Origin of the sequence: Salipaludibacillus sp. CUR1, from assembly GCF_021028955.1 — a bacterium.
In the GTDB taxonomy this organism is placed as follows: domain Bacteria; phylum Bacillota; class Bacilli; order Bacillales; family Salisediminibacteriaceae; genus Salipaludibacillus.
Map to the genome: position 1 here is coordinate 1 of NZ_JAIWPE010000026.1, position 14,367 is coordinate 14,367.

The following is a 14,367-nucleotide window of genomic DNA, read 5'->3' on the forward strand; positions in this document are numbered from 1 at the left end:
TATTAGAAGTTGGTTTGGCGGCCATCTTCTATTATAACGAGAGGAGTTTTTTCTGTTACCACCCTTAAAGGTTAATTTTCACACAGGCAGAGCCTGTGGTTTAAAAAGACGTAATAAAAAATCCCCGCTGACTTAACTGTCAGCGGAGATTCAGCCTTCTCATTATTCTTCTAATCCAAGCCGGCGATCGGCTCTTATGTTATACTTACTCCTTTATTTATCCCCTCTGAAAGACAATCCTTTTAAGAAGAACTGGTTAAAGAAAATGTAGAGGAGCAATACGGGCAGCGTAAATACCATTGAGGCTGCCATAATATAGTTCCAATAGGTGGCGTAATCTGACTGGAAAGCGTTCAGCCCGACTGGCAGGGTGTACATAGAAGCGTCCGTCATAATAATGAGCGGAGCCATGAAGTTGTTCCAGAACGCCATAAAGACAAATATAGCCTGGGCCCCTAAAGCTGGTTTTGCCATTGGCATAACAATTCGGAAGAATGTACCTATCCTGCCAAGGCCGTCGATGGCCGCCGCCTCTTCCACTTCTTTTGGAAAGTTCACGAAAAACTGTCTCATCATAAAGATAAACGTGGCGTTAATCATCCCAGGCACAATCAATCCCTGATAACTGTTAAGCCACCCCAGTTCTCTTAAAATTAAAAAGTTAGGTATCATCGTGACTTGCATAGGGATCATGAGAACGGCCAGTACAATGATAAACCAGACTGTCCGTCCCGGGAAACTGATCCTAGCCAGGGCGTACCCGGCCATAGAGTTAAAAACCAGGTTAAGAGCTGTCCCAATAACAGCTACAATAACACTGTTTAACAGCCAGCGGGGAAATAACCCCTGCTCTGTAAATATCGTAATATAATTATCAAATGTAAATGTTTCAGGAATAAAATTCAGCCCGCCTGATAATATTTCATTCAGCGGTTTAAATGAAGCTGATAATGCCCATACGAATGGAATTACTGTAATGACTGCATAAATGGTTAAAAATATAAACAGAAATGCTTTTCCTACATTTATTTTTTTCCTCATCCCATTCTCCTCCTTTCAATATTAGTAAACTTGTTCATCTTTTTGAAGTTTACGCTGGATTAACGTGGCCGTCAGAATAATCAGGGCCAATGCTACAGCTAATGCAGCCGCATATCCCATTTGATTATTTGAGAAGGCATATTGATAGATAAGGAGAACGACTGTTAATGTAGAATTGTTTGGTCCCCCGGAACCGCCTGAGAACATATATGACTGGTCAAACAGCTGGAAAGTTCCAATGATCCCCATAATTACTGCAAACGCTGTAACCGGCCGCAGGAGAGGCACAGTCACATGCCAGAATTTCTGAACACCGCTCGCGCCGTCCAGTTCTGCTGCTTCATACAGCGAGTCAGGAATATCCTGTAATGCTGCGAGGTAAATGACCATAAAGAAAGGCGCTGTTGCCCAGATATTCATAATCATAATTGAAATCAGCGCCACACTTGGATCGTTCACCCAGTTATAAGTCGGCAGACCAACACCGCTTAAAAGTGTGTTGATCAGGCCGTCCGGACGGTACATCCACATGAAGATCATAACCAGAACAGCAGACGAGGTTAAGGTAGGTAAAAAGTAAATGACTCTGAACCACTTCTCTCCCTTCATTCCTGCATTTAATGACGAAGCAAGAACCAAGGCAAGGATCGTCTGCACGGGTACAACTATTCCGACGTAAAAAGCTGTATTTTTTAACGCAATTAAAGCCCGTTCATCATTGGCCATCCGGGTAAAATTATCAAACCAGACAAACTCAAAACTGACGTCACCCAGCAAATTCACTCTGTTAAAAGCAAGAAATAAAGCAAAAAGAATCGGTCCGATCAGAAAAACGACAATGGTAAGTATAGCAGGGGACATAAATAGATATCCTTGACCTGTTTCTCTTAACTGGCTTTTCGAAAGCTTCCATTTAGCCATGTTGTATAACCCCTTTCTCATCCGTTTAAGAAATATGTAAGGGCGTGTCCCAAAAGAGTTTATACTTTTGGGACAGCCCACAGCAATTAATTATCTATTTCGTTATTTGCGACGCGTTCAGCTTCTTCCATTGCTTCTTCAAGTTCCTGATCGCCAAGGAAGGCACTTGCAAACTGGTTTTCAAAGTTTGAATTAATAATCGGCAGGTTCGTATCATCTGCCCAGACTGTTGCATAGCTCGCACCTTCAATGAAAGGCTCATAAATTGCTTCATCTGTATATTCAAGACTTTCCGCAACTGATTGGCGGGAAGGAAGCGCTAATCCGCTTGAAGTCCAAATTTCCATCCCTTCTTTTCCGGTTAAGAACTCAATGAGCTGCCACGCTTCTTCTTTTTGTTCGGATGCGCCGTTCATGGAATAAGACACGGTGTAAGCCATAGTTCCTTTGTTATCATTAATGGTCGGTACTTCAACTACTCCGTAATTTACATCCGGGAAAGCATCTTCCATAAATTCAATCATCCAATTCCCTTCAATTATCATTGAAGCTCTTTCGGTGCCGAACATGTCTCCGCCCCACTCAGCTCCAACATCTGCCGGTGATGCCGCAATTTCTTTTTCATTTCTCATATCGACAATCGGCTGCAGGGCGTCAATCACATTCGGATCCGTGAAATTAGCCTGGTTATCGACGGTTACTTCGCCGCCATGTGACTCTGCAATAAAATACAGTCTGGCTAAATCAGTAACAACTCCAAAGCCGTACCGGTTATCAACAGTTAACGTCTCAGCCATTTCTTCCATCTCTTCCCACGTTTCAGGAGGAGCATCTATACCTGCTTCTTCAAAATGATCTTTATTGTAAAATAAAGCTAGAGTCGACGTATCTTTTGGGAGGCCCCATAACTGGTCATCTCTCCTGAAAGCTTCAATCAGCGGCTCTTCAAAGTCATCCACATCAAATTCTTCGGTGATATAGTCGTCGAGCGGTTCTAAAACACCCGCTTCTATTAACCGCGGGGCTTCAAAAGCATCTAAAAAGAAGACATCTGCCGCTTCCCCGCCAATTAACCTCGTTTGTAAAACATCCATATACTGGTCTGCGATTGTATCCATTTCAACATTAATGTGAGGGTATTCTTCTTCAAACGCTTCGATTGTTTCCTCGAGGTAACGCTGTTCAGTAGGAGACGACTGCCAGCCAGTTAATCTCACTGTCACCTCTTCCTCCCCGTTTCCTTCTCCGTTTGCTCCACCATCTACAGCATTATTTCCGTCATCCCCGCAGGCCGTTAACACAGCTCCTGTCAAAAATACTGATGTCAAAACTGACGCTTTTAACCACATTGCTCTTTTCATCATTTGAAACCCCTTTCATTTTATATTGGCAAGGGCAGAGTCTGCCCTTTACAACCGTTACCTGTTAAATAACTTTAAAGCCCGTCGTATTTTCAATAATGTCTATCTCGTGGGTCTCCTCAGCTTTCTTAACGAGGACACTTAAGATGCCGTTGCCTATTTTCACATTTTCTACTTTTAGCTCTTCGACTCCGTCAGGAAGATAAGGATTGATCCTCACTGTTTGTTTCATAGCATCAGGAAACAAACCTAACATTGATTGAACAAAAAGCAGGGGGGTCCCGGCTGCCCATGCCTGCGGCGAACAGGCAACAGGATATTTAACGGCTTTCCCGTTTGCTTCATATCCGCAGAACAATTCAGGTAACCTGTCGTATTCAAAAGAATCTGCCGAACGGATTAACCCTTCCATCGCTTTAGCTGCCTGCTTCCGGTTATTCGTTTTGCTCATTCCTAAAATAATGTAACTGTTGTCATGCGGCCAGACTGTGCCGTTGTGGTAACTCATCGGGTTATATCCTGCTTCTCCGGTGCCCATCGTACGGATGCCGTAGCCGGAATACATTTTATCTGATACAAGCATGTCACTAACGGACTTCGCTCTGGCTTCATCAAGCATGCCGGAAAATAACACATGTCCCGGATTAGAAGTCACCGTGCCAACCTGGTTTTTCTCTTTATCTAAAGCTAGGGCGTAAAACTGCTGGTCCTCCATCCAGAATGAACTCTCAAACCGTTCTTTTAAATCAGCTGCCTCACGCGTTAATTTATCTGCTTTTTCATTAAAGCCTAACTGTTTATAGATGTCAGCCATACTTTCCTTTGCGTGATACACGTACCCTTGTACTTCCGATAATGCAATTGGTGTGTCGGCATACTCTCCGTTCCGGTGAACAATAGAATCGCCGGAATCTTTCCATCCCTGGTTAGCAATCCCTTTTGACGACTCCTGGTGGTATTCAACAAACCCGTCACCGTCCCGGTCTCCATAGTGGTCAATCCAGTTCAATGCGTCCCTGGCATTTACTTCTAACTCGTGGAAAAGCTCAAAGTCACCGGTCCATTTGATATACTCGCTTAACAGTACTAAAAATAAAGGGGTGGCATCGATCGTTCCATAATAAGGGGTAAAAGGAATCTGTCCGGTGCTTGCCAGTTCTCCAAATCTGATTTCGTGCATAATTTTACCCGGCTCTTCGTCTCTCCAGCTGTCTTTCTTTGTCCCTTGCTGACTGGCCATTGTTCTCAGCGTTCCTTTGGCCACCTCCGGGTTGAACGGAAGCATCTGAAGCGCTGCAATCAGGCTGTCCCTTCCAAATGGCACTCCGAACCACGGTAGCCCGGCTACAGGAAACTTTCCATGTCCAAGGTCAGTCAGTAAAACTCTCAAATCAGAAAGGCCACGGTCAATTAATCTCTGGAGCTGGGAATGATTTGTCGTCACCTTGGCAGATGATTCCTCCCATTCGTTATAGGAATCTTTTAATCTTTGAAAAGCTTCTTTATACTCCAGCTGGTCCGGAGATTCACCGTCTACTCCCGGGATCATAGTCAGTGACACTGTTTTTTCTTCGCCGTGAGCCAATGTAAATGAGAAATGAACATCGCCCTCCTCAGTCGTGCGGGCAGGCACCGCGTCCCATTTGACATCAAGTTTACGTGTCACCTCATCGGAGCCTAAATACTGAATGGCTAATCCGGTATCGTTTATTGCCGTGTCGAGCTTCCTTCCTACTTTCCCGTCCTGGAAACCCCTTACAAGGAACATATCTTTAAAATCGGCATCTAAGTGAAGACTGATTTCAAAACTCGTCTGTTTCGGATTGTAATTCTTTACTCTCAGAGATTCATAAAGGACGCCTCCATATATAAACCTCTTTCGTTTCAATTCCACCGATTCGCGCCAAAGCTTGACATCTCCCTCTTCTTCCATATGAGGGTTAGTCAGAAGCATTTCGGCAAAATAAGTTTTATCTGCTTCAGATGATAAAAGAATCGGATCTTCACCGTTTATTTTCAAATCAAATTTACTTAAAAAACGCGTGTCCTTTGTATACAATCCTGGACCGTAAGGATGGTCTTCAGGAATATTGCCATTTTCATCAGTTAATAAGAATAAATCGTTCTCTTTTATTACTCTGTAATCCATTTCATAACCTCCAACTGGGACAATTTATAGATCTTTTTAAGTTACCCGAAACGTTTTGGTTAATATGTAAAAAATATGCCCGAAACGTTTCGGGATAGAAGATAAGAAACATGCTCCTTATTTTGGAGGAGCAGTGGTTTCCCTCAAAAGCAGCCGGTTATCAAGCACTGCTTTCTTCTGTGGTGAGTTTTTTCCGGTTAACATGGAAGTTAACAGTTTGGCTGCTTCATAGCCCATTTGGTACTTATCCTGCCCGATTGTTGTTAAAGGCGGGCTCGTATATTGGGACAAAACGATATCATCAAATCCGACAATGGATAAATCCTCGGGAATATTAAGTTCTAAACGCCGTGCAGCTCTCATCACGCCAAGTGCCATTAGATCACTGGCACTAAAAACAGCAGTCACTTGTCTGTTTGTTTTAAGAAAATCATAAGCAGCACTTTCTGCTTCTGATTCGAGAAACCCGCCGTTCAGCACATAATCTTCTTTTACAGGAAGCTCCGCCTCTTCCAGTTCCTTCATATAGCCTTTCAGCCTTTTTTGACTGACTTCTGCTTTATCATGGCCGTTAACCATGGCAATATGCCTGTGGCCGAGGTTTATTAAATGCTTAACAGCCATTTGAGCTCCAAAAACATTATCAGTAGTTACAAACCCGACATTTTCTCCCTCAATTTCAACGTCTACAAAAACACAAGGAATATTACTGTCAATAACTTCTTTAATGTAAGGATCATCTTTCTTAATCCCCTGCATAATAACTCCTTCTACCTGTCTTTCCCGGCAGAGCTGCGTATAGCTCTTTTGTTTCTGTTTAACAGTATTAGTGCTGAATAAGATCAGGTCATAGCCAACGTCTGAAGCTGCATCATTAATTCCGCACATCACTTCATATGTAAACATGTCTTTTGCACCTGACCGGTTTAATTCGGAAACCAGCAGACCGATTGTCTGGGATTTATTCATGACCAGGCTTCTTGCTACAGCGTTAGGGCTGTAATTCAGCTTTTTCGCTGTCTCTTCGATATGTTTCCTTGTCTTTTCGTTGACATCCCCATAACCATTTAAAGCGCGCGAGACGGTTGTGACGGACACTCCTGCGGCTTTTGCAATGTCTTTAATGGTTGCCATGGCCCACCTCCCAAAACGTTTCGGATAATTTAACACCACTATACCTCATTATGAAAAGGGTTGCAAGGGCGTTTTAATATAATTTGATTTCTGTAATTCCTTAAACGGTTGTTCCACTCTTGTTAAGCTCTTAAAAATCGCGATTCATTTGATCCACTTCTGCCTCAATATCATAATGATCCGCATATATTTTATCTGCGATGAGACTTAGCAGACGGCCTGTTTGATTTAAATGAGCGGCTTGCTCTGCTGTTAAGCCATCTGTTTCTATTTCTTCCAGTGATTTTCTTAAATTAGAAAACATAAGACTGAGTGCTTGATAGTCCTCCTCGTTTTTTGTCCCTGCCCTTGCTTCAAGTATAGACATGAAGCCCAGCTCGTCAATTAACCGGACATGCGACTTTAAGCTGTTAATTGAATTGCCTTCACTCATACGGGTCATGGAGTCTGCAGCATAGCCCAGGACACGGCCTATTTCCTGATTACTTTGCCCCTGGTCAGCGTCTTTGTCATCAGTAAATATCCCGCTGCCGGCTAAAAACATAACTAAAATAATTACAGCCCCGGAATAAATATATATCTTGTTAAGAGTTCCTTTCATTCATATTTCCTCCAAAGTAATTTTTCACCTGCTTTTAATTATACGTTAATTATTCCTGTTACTGGTAGAGGAACTTCAAATTCTTCATTCTCACGTACTGCGCTTTAGAAAATAATGGGCAGCATTCATTTATCATAATTCACTTTTGCCTGGTTAAGCTAACCTCAAGAGAGGAGGGGTTTTGATGGCTGTAGATGTATTATGTGAAGTAAGCAACTGCGTGCACTGGGATTCAGGCAACAAGTGTGCCGCAGACCGTATTTATGTTGTAAGCCATACAGGTAAAGAAGCAGATAAACAGGAAGAAACAGACTGTAAAACCTTCGAAACCGAAACCACTCGCTAAATCTCTTGAAGCACAGGGAGAAGCTCTCTCTGCCTGTGCTTTATTATTTTCCTTCTTAATTCTGAAAAAACTTCAGAATTAAGAAGAGTTAAATCTCTTCCTCCAGACCATAAAAACTATTCAGCAGGTGACTATACATGGCAGAAATTCAAGAGATTATTTTACGCACAGGGCTTGCTTATGTTGCCTTTTTAGTAGTCGCTCGGTTCCTAGGCACACAAACGTTATCTCAAATGACTCTTCATGATTTTATTGCAGCTGTGACACTGGGTGGAATAACTGCAAATTTAGCATTTAATACTAAACTCAGTTCCATTAATATTCTTATTTCATTAATTCTTTTTGGGATAATTGCTTTATTAGTCACTTTGGCTTCACTTAAAAGCAGGAAGGCACGGTACTGGCTGTCAGGCCACCCGACAGTACTTATTCAGGATGGTACAATTATGGATAATAACATGAGAAAAGCAAAGTATACGCTCGATTCTTTAAATCAGGCTCTGAGAGAAAAAGATGTTTTCAATATACATGAAGTTGAGTATGCAGTTTTAGAGCCTGATGGGCACTTATCAATTTTAAAAAAGCCGGAATTTCGACCTGTTACAAAACAGGACCTGAATATCCCCGCCAATTTAAAAGAGTCTTTTCCTGTGGAATTAATTATGGACGGAAAGATAATTCATAAAAACATGAAGGAAAATGATCTGTCATACAGCTGGTTAACTGAGGAAATAAGCAAATACGGGGTCACGGTGGAAGATATTTTTTATGCAGTCAGGGGAACAAACGGACAGTTATTTTTCGACTACTATAAAGATGGGATAACCTCCCCCCTTGATAAGGAATAAATTAAGTTCATTTTTATACCGTTAACCACCTGTTAATCTTTATAAAGCCATATATTGACGCGCATTTTCATTCTTTATAAAAACTGTCTTTTTTGATAAAACTACTATTTTGTACTACCCCCTACCATTTAAACCCATTTATATGTTACACTGGGTATTAAGTGGCAATCACCTCTTGACTCTAAGGAAGGAGGAACTGAATATGGATAAAATAAGCGTTTTTCTTGATGATTATCGTGAAGCTCCTGAAGGTTTTATTCTTGTTGAGACAATAGACCAATGTAAGGAATTACTTCTGAATTATGATATTAATCATCTCTCTTTAGACCATGATTTAGTAAGTAAAACGAGGAACGGCCTTGTGCTCGTTCAGATGATGGTTAAAGAAAATCTTTACGCTGACAGAATTACAATCCATTCTGCCAATGCAACAGGCGGCAAAGCGATGTATGAATCGTTAAAACAAGCAAAAATTAATTTTACTATGCCCCGGTCTGTTACTTTATCATTACGCCCTCTCCCACTTCGAAATTACTCTCAACGAGCGCTGCGGCACTATCAGTAATAATAGATGCTCCTTAAACCTTCTCTTATAATTCCTAAATGATTAAATTATAAAACATCCCCTGAATTTGCCTTCATAATTTGCAAATGCAGGGGACTTATTAATTTATTTAAGATGATCTATCCTAGATATATACTCTGGGCACACGGTTGATTAATATCTTTTCAGAGTGCCTTAAGACAGCTGTCATCTCCATTAATAGGAGTTATATTGGAATGCAGGCGTTTGCTCCAAATAAGGTTTTAAAGGTATTTTAGGGTGACAAAAAAGTGCTGCAGAAAAAAGTCTATTCATAAACATCATCAGCATGGTTATATCTGAGTTCTTCAGAGTTAATTTGGTCTTTGTGATCCTTTTTAGGGGCCTTTTTAATATCAGCCATATCTGTACGGTTTAAATCTTCATTTATTGCCGGTGCGTCTTCACGTTTAAACTTTTTATCATCAGACATAGGAATCCTCCTGTTTATATATTTTTCTTCTATTCTGCCCAAGGTGAGGCCGTCCAATGTAACTAAGCAGAAAACAAAATTAAGAGCCTGCAAGTAAACATAGAGAAGCGGGAATTACTAAAAAAGACGTTGAAAGATGCTTATCAATCAACTTTCAACGTCTTTTAAGTTTTAAATTAATTCTGGGATGAGTACCAGGCTTTCGTGACAGACTGGTGTTTACCAGCACTTCCCTCGGTACTTCATGCATCTTTTTCACATTGCCGGACTGCAGGAACACCCTCTTTTCTCTCTTTACAACTTTATCTCTTCCAGAAAGCGCCCTTTATAAGTTTATTTTATAATTTTCTCAATAATTTCTTCTGTTTCCTCTGCTGCTTTTTGCATGACTTCATTAATAACTCCTCCGAATGGACGGGCCATTAACGTTGAATTCATTCGTGTAACGTAGGTGTTACCATCGCTTTTTTCATAAATTGAAATACGGCAAGGCATTAACGGTGAAACAATACGTTCATCATCTAACTTTAAAATTTCTGCCGAATATCTTGAAGAACAAAGTTCAAATATTTTAATTGAAATGACGTCATGACCATGCCCTTCCAGAATCTCCTGCATGTCATGGCTGCCAGCTATACTCCAGCCCGCTTCCCTCACTTCCTCTTCAAACACTTCGACTGTTTCATCGAAGCTGTATTTACTCTCATCTTCAACCATCATAAGGTCCGGGGCTGCTTGATAAATAAATATGAATGCTATTAATAAACCGGCAACCGCCCCGATAACTCCTATCAAAAGTTTACTCATAATTGTTACCTCCCAGTTTTTTATAATACCCTATTGGGTATTTTTATTATATACCCAATAGGGTATATTGTCAACTTCTCAATAACTGGGAATTTGGAGGCAGGAATGTAATCTTAAAATTCAGCAGCAATTTTAGATCTTGTTTAACATAAGGAATAATTACCGCGCTTTACAGGCTATATCATTCATTTTGATATGATCAACCAGTTCAGCTAATAGTCAGTCTCCTATAAAAAAGAGCAGCCAAACAAATTGGCTGCTCTTTTTAGCAAATAATGTTAAGTTTTAAGTTAGATTTTGTATGAACAGGCGAATGACGTCTGCTCCTCCGATCATTGATCCGATCGTGCTACCAATATTACTCAACATAACAACGAGTAAAATACGGGTCACTTTATTATCTTTAAAACCTTTCAAAGTATAAACATCTTCTGACAGACTTTCGAAATCTCCAACACTCGGTCTCCGGTAATAAGCTTGCGCGATACCTGCGAACCAGCCAGCAGCCAGAACGGGGCTGAGCGAACTTAAAGGAGAAACAACAAAAGCTGTAGCAATTGCAGCGGGATGCCCAAAAGCAAGCAGGGCACCAAGTGCTGCAAACGAGCCGTTCCAAAGGAGCCAGGCAATAATCTGCTGCATGCCTGCTGCCGGGTTCATATACAATGTAAAAGCAATGATGCTGATAATTACAACAGGAATCGCCCAGGCAAGTATTTTAGGAACTTTGGATTTGGGAGGCCTCTCGCACAGTGCTTCCAGATCATGCTCATTATAAAGTTCTTTTTTAATGCCCGGTACGTGGGCTGCCCCGAGAACAGCCACCACTTTGTCGCCAGGAGCGTTTTTAATTTTTTGTGAGAGATACTGATCCCGTTCATCTATTAATGGAACCTTTAACTTGGGAAAGGTATTGGTAAACTCTTTCAGCGCTGAGTTCAGCATATCTTCGGTTTTCATCTGTTCCAGTTCTTCTTCACTGATTTCCTCGTTGTTAATAATGCTTCCGATGACAGCAGTGATCAGTTTCATTTTTCCCCATAAACCAATTCCCTGCCAGATGCGCGCAAAAGTGATCTGAATATTCCGGTCAGCAAGAACGATTTCAGCTCCGTGTTCGTTGGCCGATTCAATCCCCTGAATCATTTCCTGGCCAGGTTTAATCCCGAGCTGTTTAGCCGCCCTTTTTTGAAAGGAGGATATAAGAAGAGTCATTAAAAGAGCTGTCGCTTTCTTATCTTTAATGACTTTAAATATATCCATGTTCTTCCATTGGTTGTCATCCATAATGGCCTTATACCTTTGCTCGTCCAGTTCCACACAGACTGAGTCCGGCTTTTCGGCTGCAATAACTTCTTTAACCTGCTCCGCACTGTGTCTGGAAACGTGAGCTGTCCCAATAAGGATCAGTTCTTTGCTGTTAATATTCAATCTTGTAATGTTTTGTTCTGACATATAATTACCTCTGTTAACTTAATATTTTCTTCCAATTGACCAGTTATTTTAAATATCTATCTTTGGAAAAATAGGTGTGCTGATAGAACAGAGAGTGAACTGCAGTGATAATTCCACTCTTCCTGTACTAACTGATAGGTTTATTCAGTGGAAAAGTGATCGATTTCACAAGAAACCCAAATCAGTTATTTATTGTGCCATACCGTTACTGCTTCAGACAGTGCGGCATGCCTGGCTCTAACCAAACGGGTTTTTTTGAGCTTTGCAAATCATTTGTCTCTTTGATTCGTCCCCACCCTTACTATGTAATTTGCTGAGTTTATTAAATACAAAATCAGTCCACCCTTTCTATTCTATCACGAAAGTTCTCTTCTGTTTATTCGTACGGTTGCATATTTTTATGACATTCGTTGTCACTGTACAAAGGATAAGCTGAACAGGGCAACGTTTTCTGCTTATGAAAAAGTTGCACACGGCCAAATTGGGGTCTGACCCCAATTTGGCTTTGTGCAACAATTTTGGCAGGTTAGATACTTTCTCCAACGGCTTTTTTCTTGTCTTCATTTAAGGTTTCCCGGTTCTTTTTATTAATAAATGGGATGACTTTAAAATTAACAATCATGACGTTGACCATTAAAAGGATGGCCGAAGCGATGAATAAGCTCCGGATGCCTGCGACAGAAGCGAGCCACCCGCCTCCAATAGGTCCGATCATTGTACCGAGGTACATAAAACTGTTGGAAAAACCGTACGTTCTGCTTTCCATCCCTTTAGGAGCTAAATGACGGAGAAGCGAGTTAATCGAAGGTAACAGTCCGCCTAAACACAGTCCGAGCAAAAAGCGAAATATCAGAAGCGTCCAGTAACTCTGGACAAATGCCTGGGGGAAACTGATAACCGCTGCTCCAAGAAGGGCAAAGACCAGCACGTACTGATGCCCTTTCCGGTCACTGAGCCGCCCTAACAGCGGGCTTGCCGACATATTCGCAAACCCCATTACTGACATAGCCAGCCCGGCGTAAAATGCCAGGTTTTGAGAAGTTGTGAGCTCCTGTACGAATAATGATAACAGAGGGTTGATCCCGATTAGAGCACACTGCACTATAAAAAACACAATATACAAAGATAAAATCGGCGAAGTAGAAGCTATTTTTTTAAAATCCTGCAGTGTATTTGTTTTTACTGTTTCAGTTTTTCTTTCAAACTTTTCTTTCACTAAAAACAGCACACCGAAAGCAGCGATAAGTATGGTCACTCCTGTTACGTAAAAAATCATTCGGAACCCCATTAAATCGGCCATTACTCCTCCAAATAGCGGGCCGCATATTCCTCCTGCTACTGCGCCGGCCTGAAGCATTCCGAGCGAGTAGCCCATTTGTTTCTTCGGTGTACTCATCGACATTAATGCGATAGCGGCCGGTATAAATCCAGAGATCATCCCGTTTAGAAGTCTCAGTAATAATAACGACCAGGGGCCGGTGGCGAAGCCTGTAAGCGTCAGAACGACCGCCATGCCGAAGCCGGATCTCAGGAGCATCGACTTACGGCCGTACTTATCAGCGAGCTTACCCCACAAAGGGGCAAATAAAAAAGCGGTTAAAAAATTCGCGCCAAATATCAGTCCTGACCAGCGGCTGACGGCTTGCGGATCCGTCACTCCGAGTTCCTGCAGATAGAGAGGCAAAAACGGAATAATCATCGTCATCGCTGCCATTACAAAGAACTGACATACCATTAGAATATACAAATTTCGTTTCCAGTTTGTTTGATCCACTTCAATTCACGTCCTTCTCGTTACCCCCATTATATATTTCGCAAACCGAAGTTTTCAAGGGCATACGGAATAAACTGGGGGGTCAGACCCCCCAGTTACTGGAAAAAGCGAGCGCCTTAAATTAAATGGCACTCGCTAGTGTATATTAAAGAGAATAGGTGCTTGCAGCATGAGTTTTCTCTGGTGAGTGCCTCTGCCACCAATCAGCCGAGAAGTTCTTTTATCATTTCTACCCTGTTTCCAAATGGATCTCTGAATTCAAAACGTTCATATCCCGGTATAGGCACCGATTCAATAATTGTTATGTTTTGCTTTTCTAATACTTTTTTCCAGTATGTAATGTTCTCAACCTGATAAGCCAAATGCGCTTTAGTGGATAACCTGTCAAAACCGTCTTCTGTTCCTACGTGCACTTCCTTATTGCCGACTTGGAGCCAAAACCCTCCGCGGCCTTTAAGGGTTTCAGGTTTCTCTTTTTCCGGAAGGCCTAAAACCTTGCAGTAAAAACGTCTGCCTTCCTCTTCGCTCCCCTTTGGCAGGGTGATTTGCGCGTGATGTAACCCTGTGATCATAACCTCTTCCCCCTTTGAATAAATCTTTAATAATCCTCCCCATCATATTACCATACATTTATTTCCTATTTTTTGATGTCTTAATAAAAGACAGAGGGTGGTTAAATAATCACATTTAAAGGTTTTGGGTCATCAGTCAAAACAGTTTTCACATTTATAAGCTCCACTTGCTCCGGTCAGCGCAATCACACACTCCATAAAAATTAAGTGACTGACAAAACCTGGGGGGACAGACCCATAACGATTGCACGTAAGTAAAATAAATACACTAATGTTAATATATGTAAACAATATTTTGGGTTAATTTTAAAAAAAGGCGGACGAGGCATATAACGACCTTGT

General features: G+C 41.5%; 14 protein-coding genes. 3 read left to right on the forward strand and 11 right to left on the reverse strand.

The window, feature by feature from the left end:
* Positions 1-213: 213 nt before the first annotated feature.
* The 6 genes from K8O68_RS06310 to K8O68_RS06335 all read right to left on the reverse strand — a co-directional run bounded on the left by K8O68_RS06310 (position 214) and on the right by K8O68_RS06335 (position 7,207).
* Positions 214-1,041: a carbohydrate ABC transporter permease gene (locus K8O68_RS06310; protein WP_230896080.1), complete on the reverse strand. Its 828-nt coding sequence runs from the start codon at positions 1,039-1,041 to the stop codon at positions 214-216.
* Positions 1,042-1,062: 21 nt separating this feature from the next.
* Positions 1,063-1,962: a carbohydrate ABC transporter permease gene (locus tag K8O68_RS06315; protein ID WP_230896081.1), complete on the reverse strand. Its 900-nt coding sequence runs from the start codon at positions 1,960-1,962 to the stop codon at positions 1,063-1,065.
* A gap of 86 nt (positions 1,963-2,048) precedes the next feature.
* Positions 2,049-3,323: an ABC transporter substrate-binding protein gene (locus K8O68_RS06320; protein ID WP_230896093.1), complete on the reverse strand. Its 1,275-nt coding sequence runs from the start codon at positions 3,321-3,323 to the stop codon at positions 2,049-2,051.
* Positions 3,324-3,387: 64 nt separating this feature from the next.
* Positions 3,388-5,472 carry an amylo-alpha-1,6-glucosidase gene (locus K8O68_RS06325; protein WP_230896082.1) on the reverse strand — a complete coding sequence of 695 codons (2,085 nt, stop codon included), beginning with the start codon at positions 5,470-5,472 and terminating at the stop codon, positions 3,388-3,390.
* Positions 5,473-5,589: 117 nt separating this feature from the next.
* On the reverse strand, positions 5,590-6,606 hold the full coding sequence (locus tag K8O68_RS06330; protein WP_230896083.1) for a LacI family DNA-binding transcriptional regulator: 1,017 nt from the start codon (positions 6,604-6,606) through the stop codon (positions 5,590-5,592).
* Between the two features lie 130 nt (positions 6,607-6,736).
* Positions 6,737-7,207, reverse strand: coding sequence for a hypothetical protein (locus K8O68_RS06335; protein WP_230896084.1), 471 nt, complete (start codon positions 7,205-7,207; stop codon positions 6,737-6,739).
* A gap of 184 nt (positions 7,208-7,391) precedes the next feature.
* Here K8O68_RS06335 and K8O68_RS06340 point away from each other — a divergent pair, with 184 nt between their 5' ends.
* The 3 genes from K8O68_RS06340 (at position 7,392) to K8O68_RS06350 (ending at position 8,966) form a co-directional block, all read left to right on the forward strand.
* Positions 7,392-7,553 carry a DUF1540 domain-containing protein gene (locus K8O68_RS06340; RefSeq protein WP_230896085.1) on the forward strand — a complete coding sequence of 54 codons (162 nt, stop codon included), beginning with the start codon at positions 7,392-7,394 and terminating at the stop codon, positions 7,551-7,553.
* Between the two features lie 137 nt (positions 7,554-7,690).
* Positions 7,691-8,401 carry a DUF421 domain-containing protein gene (locus K8O68_RS06345; protein WP_230896086.1) on the forward strand — a complete coding sequence of 237 codons (711 nt, stop codon included), beginning with the start codon at positions 7,691-7,693 and terminating at the stop codon, positions 8,399-8,401.
* Positions 8,402-8,603: 202 nt separating this feature from the next.
* Positions 8,604-8,966: a cyclic-phosphate processing receiver domain-containing protein gene (locus K8O68_RS06350; protein WP_230896087.1), complete on the forward strand. Its 363-nt coding sequence runs from the start codon at positions 8,604-8,606 to the stop codon at positions 8,964-8,966.
* Between the two features lie 286 nt (positions 8,967-9,252).
* Here the strand turns inward: K8O68_RS06350 and K8O68_RS06355 are convergent, their stop codons facing one another.
* From K8O68_RS06355 to K8O68_RS06375, 5 genes are all read right to left on the reverse strand, one after another.
* Positions 9,253-9,417 carry a hypothetical protein gene (locus K8O68_RS06355; protein WP_230896088.1) on the reverse strand — a complete coding sequence of 55 codons (165 nt, stop codon included), beginning with the start codon at positions 9,415-9,417 and terminating at the stop codon, positions 9,253-9,255.
* A 333-nt stretch (positions 9,418-9,750) separates the two neighbouring features.
* The gene (locus tag K8O68_RS06360) at positions 9,751-10,224 is read right to left on the reverse strand and encodes a DUF302 domain-containing protein (RefSeq protein WP_230896089.1); all 474 of its coding nucleotides are present in this window, start codon (positions 10,222-10,224) and stop codon (positions 9,751-9,753) included.
* Between the two features lie 285 nt (positions 10,225-10,509).
* A complete protein-coding gene (locus K8O68_RS06365) occupies positions 10,510-11,679 on the reverse strand; it encodes a TraB/GumN family protein (protein ID WP_230896090.1) in 1,170 nt (389 codons plus the stop codon).
* A gap of 526 nt (positions 11,680-12,205) precedes the next feature.
* Positions 12,206-13,453 carry an MFS transporter gene (locus K8O68_RS06370; RefSeq protein ID WP_230896091.1) on the reverse strand — a complete coding sequence of 416 codons (1,248 nt, stop codon included), beginning with the start codon at positions 13,451-13,453 and terminating at the stop codon, positions 12,206-12,208.
* Positions 13,454-13,656: 203 nt separating this feature from the next.
* Positions 13,657-14,025, reverse strand: coding sequence for a VOC family protein (locus K8O68_RS06375; protein WP_230896092.1), 369 nt, complete (start codon positions 14,023-14,025; stop codon positions 13,657-13,659).
* Positions 14,026-14,367: the final 342 nt, after the last annotated feature.

Coding starts and splice junctions, on each gene's coding strand:
- K8O68_RS06315 (WP_230896081.1), bottom strand. CDS start 1,962: ATGGCTAAATGGAAGCTTTCGAAAAGCCAGTTAAGAGAAACAGGTCAA.
- K8O68_RS06350 (WP_230896087.1), top strand. CDS start 8,604: ATGGATAAAATAAGCGTTTTTCTTGATGATTATCGTGAAGCTCCTGAA.
- K8O68_RS06320 (WP_230896093.1), bottom strand. CDS start 3,323: ATGAAAAGAGCAATGTGGTTAAAAGCGTCAGTTTTGACATCAGTATTT.
- K8O68_RS06325 (WP_230896082.1), bottom strand. CDS start 5,472: ATGGATTACAGAGTAATAAAAGAGAACGATTTATTCTTATTAACTGAT.
- K8O68_RS06365 (WP_230896090.1), bottom strand. CDS start 11,679: ATGTCAGAACAAAACATTACAAGATTGAATATTAACAGCAAAGAACTG.
- K8O68_RS06360 (WP_230896089.1), bottom strand. CDS start 10,224: ATGAGTAAACTTTTGATAGGAGTTATCGGGGCGGTTGCCGGTTTATTA.
- K8O68_RS06310 (WP_230896080.1), bottom strand. CDS start 1,041: ATGAGGAAAAAAATAAATGTAGGAAAAGCATTTCTGTTTATATTTTTA.
- K8O68_RS06335 (WP_230896084.1), bottom strand. CDS start 7,207: ATGAAAGGAACTCTTAACAAGATATATATTTATTCCGGGGCTGTAATT.
- K8O68_RS06375 (WP_230896092.1), bottom strand. CDS start 14,025: ATGATCACAGGGTTACATCACGCGCAAATCACCCTGCCAAAGGGGAGC.
- K8O68_RS06330 (WP_230896083.1), bottom strand. CDS start 6,606: ATGGCAACCATTAAAGACATTGCAAAAGCCGCAGGAGTGTCCGTCACA.
- K8O68_RS06345 (WP_230896086.1), top strand. CDS start 7,691: ATGGCAGAAATTCAAGAGATTATTTTACGCACAGGGCTTGCTTATGTT.
- K8O68_RS06340 (WP_230896085.1), top strand. CDS start 7,392: ATGGCTGTAGATGTATTATGTGAAGTAAGCAACTGCGTGCACTGGGAT.
- K8O68_RS06355 (WP_230896088.1), bottom strand. CDS start 9,417: ATGTCTGATGATAAAAAGTTTAAACGTGAAGACGCACCGGCAATAAAT.